Source organism: Streptococcus sp. 79 (assembly GCF_013277425.1).
Classification (GTDB): Bacteria; Bacillota; Bacilli; order Lactobacillales; family Streptococcaceae; genus Streptococcus; species Streptococcus pseudopneumoniae.
In genome coordinates this window covers 1-8,496 of the sequence record NZ_VMMW01000115.1, presented here as the reverse complement: position 1 = coordinate 8,496, position 8,496 = coordinate 1, and the positions used below count along the sequence as shown (strand labels likewise).

Annotated in this window: 4 protein-coding genes and 3 pseudogenes; 2 read left to right on the top strand and 5 right to left on the bottom strand. The window is 40.3% G+C overall.

From position 1 onward, the window contains the following. From HT729_RS11370 to HT729_RS11355, 4 genes and pseudogenes are all read right to left on the bottom strand, one after another. Nucleotides 1–610 (bottom strand): annotated as a pseudogene (locus HT729_RS11370) (winged helix-turn-helix domain-containing protein); the annotation flags it as partial. Nucleotides 611–694: 84 nt separating this feature from the next. Continuing rightward, nucleotides 695–1,795: a UDP-galactopyranose mutase gene (glf, locus tag HT729_RS11365; RefSeq protein WP_000272518.1), complete on the bottom strand. Its 1,101-nt coding sequence runs from the start codon at nucleotides 1,793–1,795 to the stop codon at nucleotides 695–697. A 288-nt stretch (nucleotides 1,796–2,083) separates the two neighbouring features. After that, nucleotides 2,084–4,041: pseudogene (locus tag HT729_RS11360) on the bottom strand (peptide ABC transporter substrate-binding protein). Between the two features lie 195 nt (nucleotides 4,042–4,236). Beyond that, nucleotides 4,237–5,844: an alpha-glucosidase gene (locus HT729_RS11355; protein WP_001156807.1), complete on the bottom strand. Its 1,608-nt coding sequence runs from the start codon at nucleotides 5,842–5,844 to the stop codon at nucleotides 4,237–4,239. A gap of 152 nt (nucleotides 5,845–5,996) precedes the next feature. On the opposite strand from HT729_RS11355, the gene HT729_RS11350 reads away from it, so the two are divergent. Continuing rightward, a complete protein-coding gene (locus HT729_RS11350; protein WP_000743635.1) occupies nucleotides 5,997–7,481 on the top strand; it encodes a DUF1846 domain-containing protein in 1,485 nt (494 codons plus the stop codon). Nucleotides 7,482–7,575: 94 nt separating this feature from the next. Next, entirely contained in the window at nucleotides 7,576–8,058 is a 483-nt protein-coding gene (locus HT729_RS11345; RefSeq protein WP_000032547.1) for an S-ribosylhomocysteine lyase, read from the top strand. Between the two features lie 59 nt (nucleotides 8,059–8,117). Here the strand turns inward: HT729_RS11345 and HT729_RS11340 are convergent. Then, a pseudogene (locus tag HT729_RS11340) lies at nucleotides 8,118–8,402 on the bottom strand (ATP-dependent Clp protease ATP-binding subunit); the annotation flags it as partial. Nucleotides 8,403–8,496 lie beyond the last annotated feature (94 nt).

Below are 8,496 nucleotides of genomic sequence, written 5' to 3'. Positions count from 1 at the left end.
ACCTACTCCCATTGGAGCCCAACAAGATCCCAGTTTACTGATTCTACCGAAACCAGCCTCATCTTGGTACATCAAGCGAACCTTACGAAAATGCCTACTGGTTTTAAAGCGCTTTCTTGTCTTCTTGAATTGAGATTTTATTTTTAGACGCGACAATGGTTTGAACGTCTGCTTTCTTGGGATGTTCTGGACGTGGCCTAATATTTCGCCAACCATGGCGCTTCAAGAGTTGATAAAAGGCATCACGTGTGTAGGAAGGACCTAACTCCTTTGTATAAGCCTGAAATAAGGCATCAATTGTAACAAATTCTCCTGCCTCTGCAGCCTTCAAATGACGGGCAAGAAAGGCTTTCTCTTCCTCAATTGTCATATATGCATGGTTACGACCACCACGTGTTTCTTGAAGGAGAGAATCGAGTCCGAACTCCTCATATTTTTTTACAGTTGGCCAAATCGTTGTTTGATTACAGTCTAAAAGCTCTATAATCTCTTTATAAGATTTACCCATCAGACGAAATAGAACGATTTGAAGGCGTTTATGATATTTAGCTGTACTAGAGTCTTTTAAAAGTGTTTTGATAGCTTGGATTTCTTCTTTAGTTGATTTCATATTACTATTATATAATACTTTTTTATTTTAGTTTAGTATAAAAATCTTAAGTAGCAAAGATTCTAAAATAACGGAATCCTTGCATTATTGTCCCAACTCTTCCTCGACCACTTCCAAAGCCCGTTCGATGACCACATGCATGTCGTAGTATTTATAATCTGCTAAACGACCACAGAAAATAACCTTGTCATTTGTTGCCGCTTCTTCCTGATATTTGGAAAATATAGCATTGTTTCTCTCATCATTGATTGGATAATAAGGCTCATCTCCACGTTTCCAATCAGCTGGGTATTCTCGAGTAATAACCGTTTTAGCTTGTGTACCATACTCAAAATGTTTATGCTCAATAATGCGAGTATAAGGAATTTCTCGCTCTGTGTAGTTCACTACAGCATTTCCTTGATAGTTTTCTTCATCAAAAACTTCATGCTCAAAACGAAGACTACGGTATTCTAACTCACCATGTTTATAATCAAAGTATTGGTCAATCATCCCTGTAAAGACAACTTTTTCAGCAGAAGCTTCTAATTCTTGACGATTGGCAAAAAAGTCAAGACCAAGTTCTACTTCCACATCCTTGAGCATATTTTCGATAATGACATTATACCCACCAATTGGAATTCCTTGGTAACGGTCATTGAAATAATTATTATCAAAGGTCAAACGAACTGGTAGACGTTTAATAATAAACGGTGGAAGGTCAGTAGCAGAACGTCCCCATTGCTTTTCAGTATATCCTTTAATCAATTTTTCATAAATATCTGGACCAATCAACTTGATAGCCTGTTCTTCCAAGTTTTTAGGTTCAACGTCCTTCATATGAGCCGTTTGATCAGCAATCTTATCTTTCACTTCTTGAGGAGTTTTTGTACCCCACATAGCATAGAAAGTATTCATATTGAAAGGTAGATTATAAAGGCTACCCTTGTAATTAGCTAGAGGCGAGTTGATATAATTGTTAAACTCAGCGAATTGATTGACATAGTCCCAAACTTTTTTATTAGAAGTATGAAAGATATGGGCACCATATTTATGAACATTAACCCCTTCTACATTCTCACAGTAGATATTTCCACCAATGTGGTCACGTTTATCAATAACTTTTACTTTTTTTCCACGCTTAGTCGCCTCATAAGCAAAAATTGCTCCCGACAAACCAGCACCAACGATTAGATAGTCGTACATAGTCTCTTCCTTATCACTTATCTTTACATCTCCTTAACTATAGTAAAAGAGAGGATCTTTATACTCTTCGAAAATCTCTTCAAAGCACGTCAGCGTCCATCTGCAACCTCAAAACAGTATTTTGAGCTGACTTCCCAGTTACTCTTTGATTTTTATTGAGTATTCGTTTCAATCTATTTTAGCACAAAACAAATCATTTCTCAGTTTTCGATAGCCGAGTGATTTAAAAAGACAAGCACCAAAACTGATGTTTGTCTTTAGGATTTTGCTTGAAAAGGCTATTTCTAACTATTTAACATGTTTTTCTGCTTCTTTTTGGGCTTTTTCGATTGCTTTTTTGCTTTCTTGCTCCCATTTACTTTTAGCTTCTTCAAACTGTTTGGTCGTCACAGTGTCTTTTTGCAGTTTCATGTACTTGTAGTTATTGCCATCACCCTTGATACCAACCAATGAATAGCCTCTTGTAAATGGCGTCACTTTGGTTACAGATGCTGTGCCACCACTTGACATAGCTGACATAATGAGAGAATTGTCAATCATCCAAGCCTGTGCTTCAGCGTATTTTTCATAACGCTTGGCTACATCTTTGTTTTCACTATCTGCATCTTTGAGCATCTTAGTGTAGGTATCCAGACCTAGACTAGTGATTTTTTCCTTATCTTCCTTGGCATCTAGTCCAAAAATCTTAAGGTAGAATCCATCCTCTGCATTGAAAGGATTGAGATAAGTTGATGGATCCTGATAGTCACCCACCCAACCATCAAAGTTCAAATCGTAGTCACGATCAGCTGCTGTCGGTGCTAAGAAGGCTACATTATTAAAATCATCTGTTGAAAGTTGCTGAACATCAATGACAATGTTATCAGCACCCAAAACTGACTCAAGGGTCTGCTTAACTGAGTTCATGCCTGTCACAGCATTTTTACTTGTCTGATCAACAGCCACATCCAAGTGAATAGGGAAAGTCACACCTTGACTTGCCAATTCTTTTTTAGCTTCCACAAATTTTGCTTGGGCTTTTTCTTTGTTGAAATAGGCATCCTGAGCATCTGCCAAGTTAATACCTGACCATTCTGTTCCGTAGTTGACCAATTTAGAAGCGACTACTTCTCCAAAGGTCTTGTCTCCAACTTGGACAAATGTAGGAGGTACTAGGGTGTTACGAAGAGTCTTGCTAGCTGCTTCTTCCCCATTTGACTGAGCAGAATAGGCTGTGCGGTCCAAGGCAAAGTTCACCGCTTGGCGGAAGTTCTTGTTCAAAACAGCTGTCTCAGTTGACTTCTTCTGCTCATCTGTCGTTTTAGCAGTGTGATTGTAGGCCTTACGGTTAACGTTGAAATTGAAATACCAAGAAGTCTTGTCCTGCAAGCTATAGACGATATTATCCTTATATTTCTCCTTGGTCTTAGCCAAGTTAGAACTATTTGGATAAACCCCAGCGATAGAATAAGCTCCACTTTCAAAGTTACGGATGGTCAATTCTTGGTCTGAACCATCAAAATAGGCCAATTTCACATGTTCAATTGATACTTTGTCATGATCATAGTAATGCGGATTTTTCGCATACTCGATCGATGATTTTGATGTGAAATCTTTTAACAAATAAGGTCCGCTGTAGAGAATACTATCTGGAGATAGGGTACCAAAATCTTTCCCTTTTGAGTTTAAAAACTCTTCGTTTACTGGGAAAAGAATACTGTTGGTTGTTTTTGAGTTCCAGTAAGGTTCTGGCCGTGACAAAGTATACTCAACAGTCTGGTCGTCAATGGCCTTCACCCCAACCTTAGAAAAGTCAGAATTCGCTCCTGTAATATAATCATTCAAGCCCTTAATCGAGTTTTGAATCAAGTCAATGGCCTGTGATTTATTATCCACTGCGTACTTGATACCTGTCACAAAATCTTGTGCCTTAACTGGGGCGTACTCTTCACCGTCAGCCGTGAACCATTTGGCACTTTTCTCAATTTGTAAGTATAAGTCAGACCGCCGCTTGAAACAGACCAGTCCTCTGCTAAAGACGGAACTAGATTTCCGTAATTGTCATTTTCAAGCAAACCATCAACTAGGTTGGTAATGATGGCTGTATTATCAGCGTAGTAGTCTAACAAGTAGTTAAATGCAGTTGGATTTCCACTAAAGGTTGATGAGTAAGTTTTTGTATCTGAACCTGATTGTCCGCAAGCAGCTAAAAGCAAGGCAAATGCAAAAGTCAGGCCTGCACTAAGGACACTCTTTTTTGTATTCATCTCCCTTCTACTTTATGTTAGTTTTTGTAACATAGGTTTGTTTTACCAAAATAGTGGAAATTTGTAAAGTTAATTGAATTTCGAGAATGAAAGTTTATAAACCTTGGTTATAAAAAACAAAGGATTTCTGCCTTTTCATACAGCCTTCCCTTGTTTTTATGCGATTTCAATTTTAAATTTTTCTGTAAAAAATATTTATAGTAATTCCACACAGAAAGCATCCCATGGAGCTAAGATTTGTTTTTCAAAGACTTCTTGAGCTAGGGTGTTTTCAATCAAGACAGATTTGACATTTCCTTCTACTACAAAGACTTGCTCTTCATTGGACAAGTTAGCCACAACTAGGAAACGACGGTCGCCATCTTTACGGATATAGGCGAAGACCTTATCAGCCGTATCAAGCAATTCAAAGTCAGCTCGAATCAGCCAGCTGTTCTCCTTACGGATTTGGACCAAGTTCTGATAAGTATAGAAAATAGAATCTGGATTTGCCAGCGCTTCTTGAACGTTGATTGCTTGATAGTTTGGATTCACTGCCAACCAAGGTTGACCTGTTGAGAAACCAGCGTTTTTGCTCTCGTCCCATTGCATAGGGGTACGGGCATTGTCACGTCCAATGACACGTATACTGTCCATGATTTCTTCCAGCGAAACACCTTTTTCAAGAGCTTCACGCGCATAATTGAGGGATTCAATATCTTCTACTTGATCCAGCGTTTCAAACGGATAGTTGGTCATCCCAATCTCCTCACCTTGGTAGATATAAGGAGTTCCTCTCATAATATGAAGCAAGATTGCAAAGGCTTTGGCAGATTTTTCGCGGTATTCTTGGTCATTTCCCCAGATTGAGACAATACGAGGGAGGTCATGGTTGTTCCAGAAGAGGGAATTCCAGCCGTCCTCAACTCCTAACTCTGTCTGCCATTTGTTGAAGATTTCTTTTAACTTAGCGATATTCAGCTCTTTTTGATAGTGCCATTTAGGCTGACCTTCCTGATACTGAAGACCGATATGTTCAAAATGGAAGACCATAGACAATTCTTGCCCCTTTGGGTCAGAGTAGAGCTTGGCAATCTCTGGCGTTGCTCCCCAGGTTTCCCCTACTGTCAAGAGATTCTTAGCTCCAAAGGTGGCCTGATTCATTTCCTTGAGATAGGGGTGAAGCATAGGACCATTATTGACTACCTTCTCGTCAGGAATTTTGCCAATCATGTCAATAACATCCATACGGAAACCACCAATACCTTTATCAATCCAGAAGTCCATCATATCATAAATTTTCTGGCGAAGTTTTTCATTTTCCCAGTTGAGATCCGGCTGTTTCTTACTGAAAAAGTGGAGATAGTATTGACCTGACTTTTCATCGTATTCCCAAGCAGACCCACTAAAGATAGAATCTAGGTCATTGGGTTCATCGCGCCAGATATAGTAGTCTCGCTCAGGGCTATTAGGATTTTCACAGGCCTCTACAAACCAAGCATGTTCATCCGAGGTATGATTGACCACCAAGTCCATGATGATACGAATATCACGCTTCTTAGCTTCCGCAATCAGTTGATCCATATCCTCCATGGTTCCAAAAATCGTTGCAATCGCTTGATAATCAGCAATATCGTAGCCATTATCATCCATAGGGCTGTCATAAACGGGAGAAAGCCAAATCGCTGTAATCCCTAGCTTGGCTAGATAGTCTAACTTACTGGTAATTCCTGGCAAATCGCCAATTCCATCTCCGTTGCTGTCCATGAAACTCTTTGGATAAACTTGATAAACTACGGCATTGTGCCACCATTTTTCTTGCATCTTCTTACCTCATTATTTTAATAATCTATAGTCTATGATAGCGCTTTTCAGATTTTTATGCAAGCGTTCGCCTAATCTTTTTGATTCCTTTTTTAACTCCGTAGTTTCCTAACTTCCAATTTTTTATTATAATAGAGGTCAGAGGTAAAAAAATGAAAAAACAAGCTTTTAGTTCTGAACGATATTTGAATTTACAACGCGACCATATTTTGGAACGCATTAACCAATTTGACGGCAAACTCTACTTAGAATTTGGCGGTAAAATGTTAGAAGATTTCCACGCTGCTCGTGTCCTTCCTGGTTATGAACCTGACAACAAAATCAAGCTCTTGCAAGAATTGAAAGAGCAGGTTGAGGTTGTGATTGCCATTAATGCTAGCAACATTGAACATTCCAAAGCACGTGGCGACTTAGGCATTTCTTATGACCAAGAAGTTCTTCGTTTGATTGACAAATTCAATGAATTAGGGATTTTTGTCGGCTCCGTTGTCATTACACAATACGCTGGCCAACCCGCTGCAGATGCCTTCCGCAACCAACTTGAGAAAAACGGAATTGATTCTTATCTTCATTATCCAATCAAAGGATATCCGACGGATATGGATCACATCATTTCCCCAGAAGGCATGGGCAAAAACGACTACATCAAAACCAGTCGCAACTTGATTGTCGTAACCGCTCCTGGACCCGGTTCTGGAAAATTGGCAACGTGTATGTCCAATATGTACCACGACCAAATCAATGGCATCAAGTCTGGCTACGCTAAATTTGAAACCTTCCCTGTTTGGAATCTTCCCCTTCATCACCCAGTTAACTTGGCTTATGAAGCTGCCACAGCTGACCTTGATGATGTCAACATGATTGACCCCTTCCATCTTCAAACCTATGGAGAAACCACTGTCAACTACAACCGTGATATCGAAATCTTCCCAGTGCTCAAGCGCATGTTGGAACGTATTCTCGGAAAATCACCATACGCTTCACCGACAGATATGGGTGTCAACATGGTTGGTTTCGCTATTACAGATGACGAGGCTGCTGTCGAAGCTTCTAAACAAGAAATCATCCGCCGTTACTATCAAACAGTTCTTGACTTCAAAGCTGAAAAAGTTGGCGAAGCTGCCGTCAAGAAAATTGAGTTGCTCATGAACGACCTCGGTATCACACCTGCAGACCGTAAGGTTGCTGTCGTTGCGCGCCAAAAAGCAGAAGAAACTGGTGGACCAGCCCTAGCCTTTGAATTGCCAAATGGGGAAATCGTCACTGGTAAGAACTCAGAACTCTTTGGCCCTACAGCCGCTGCCTTGATCAACGCCATCAAAAAATCAGCTGACATCGCTAAAGAAGTAAAACTAATCGAGCCTGAAGTTGTTAAGCCAATCCAAGGTCTTAAAATCGATCATCTCGGTAGCCACAATCCACGCCTTCATTCAAATGAAATCCTGATTGCACTTGCTATCACAGCTACAGAAAATCCTGATGCTGCCCGCGCTATGGAAGAACTCGGCAACCTCAAAGGAAGCGAAGCCCACTCAACCATCATCTTGACTGATGAAGACAAGAATGTCCTTCGTAAACTGGGTATCAACGTAACCTTTGACCCATACTACCAATACGACCGCTTATATCGTAAGTAAAGATTTCAACCTCTCCAGCCTCGGAGAGGTTTTCTCTCTGTCTCAGGAGCCAGCTTTATGTTATAATGAAAGAATAAAACTGAAAGGATTGACCATGTCAAAAGAAGTTATTGTTGAAAGTTTTGAACTTGACCACACTATTGTTAAAGCACCCTATGTTCGCTTGATCGGGGAAGAAACAGGACCCAAAGGAGACATCATCTCCAATTATGACATTCGCTTAGTGCAACCAAACGAAGACTCTATCCCTACCGCTGGCCTTCACACTATCGAGCACCTCTTGGCTAAACTCATCCGTACCCGCATTGACGGTATGATTGACTGTTCACCATTTGGTTGCCGCACAGGTTTCCACATGATTATGTGGGGGCGTCACACCAGTGCTGAAATCGCAGCTGTTATCAAGGATTCGCTCAAGGAAATCGCTGAAACTACTACTTGGGAAGACGTCCCTGGAACAACCATCGAATCTTGCGGAAACTACAAGGATCACAGCCTCTTCTCTGCTAAAGAATGGGCAAAACTCATCCTAGAACAAGGGATTTCAGATGATGCCTTTGAGCGTCATGTAATTTAAACACAAAAAGGAACCAGTTTTTCAGCTGGCTCCTTCTTTTTTATGCTCAAAATTCTGTCTTAGGCTTTTTCACGAATGACCAAAACACCATCTTCCATGTCAGCTTCTAGGTGTTTAGCATCAAGGTTATCCAAGTGGAAGTCTGTGACTTTGTCACGGATTTGTTGTTCAACCACACGACGGAGTGGACGAACACCCATAACTTCATCGTAGCCTTCCTCAGTCATGTATTCTTTAGCAGCTTCGCTCACTGCCAAGTCAATGTCTTTCTTAGAAAGCGTCTTGTTAACTTCAACCAACATAAGGTCTACAATCTTAGAAAGATCTTCTTTGCTCAAGTGTGATACTCAATTATTTTCAAAAAGCAACCTTGTCCATTGTCTGCTGACAGTGGACTTTAAAACGCTTTTTTCCAGTCCTTGAATAACTTCTTGAAGC

Bases quoted from the DNA above. Each gene is read 5' to 3' on its own strand.
- glf (WP_000272518.1), bottom strand. From the start codon at position 1,795: ATGTACGACTATCTAATCGTTGGTGCTGGTTTGTCGGGAGCAATTTTT.
- HT729_RS11355 (WP_001156807.1), bottom strand. From the start codon at position 5,844: ATGCAAGAAAAATGGTGGCACAATGCCGTAGTTTATCAAGTTTATCCA.
- HT729_RS11350 (WP_000743635.1), top strand. From the start codon at position 5,997: ATGAAAAAACAAGCTTTTAGTTCTGAACGATATTTGAATTTACAACGC.
- HT729_RS11345 (WP_000032547.1), top strand. From the start codon at position 7,576: ATGTCAAAAGAAGTTATTGTTGAAAGTTTTGAACTTGACCACACTATT.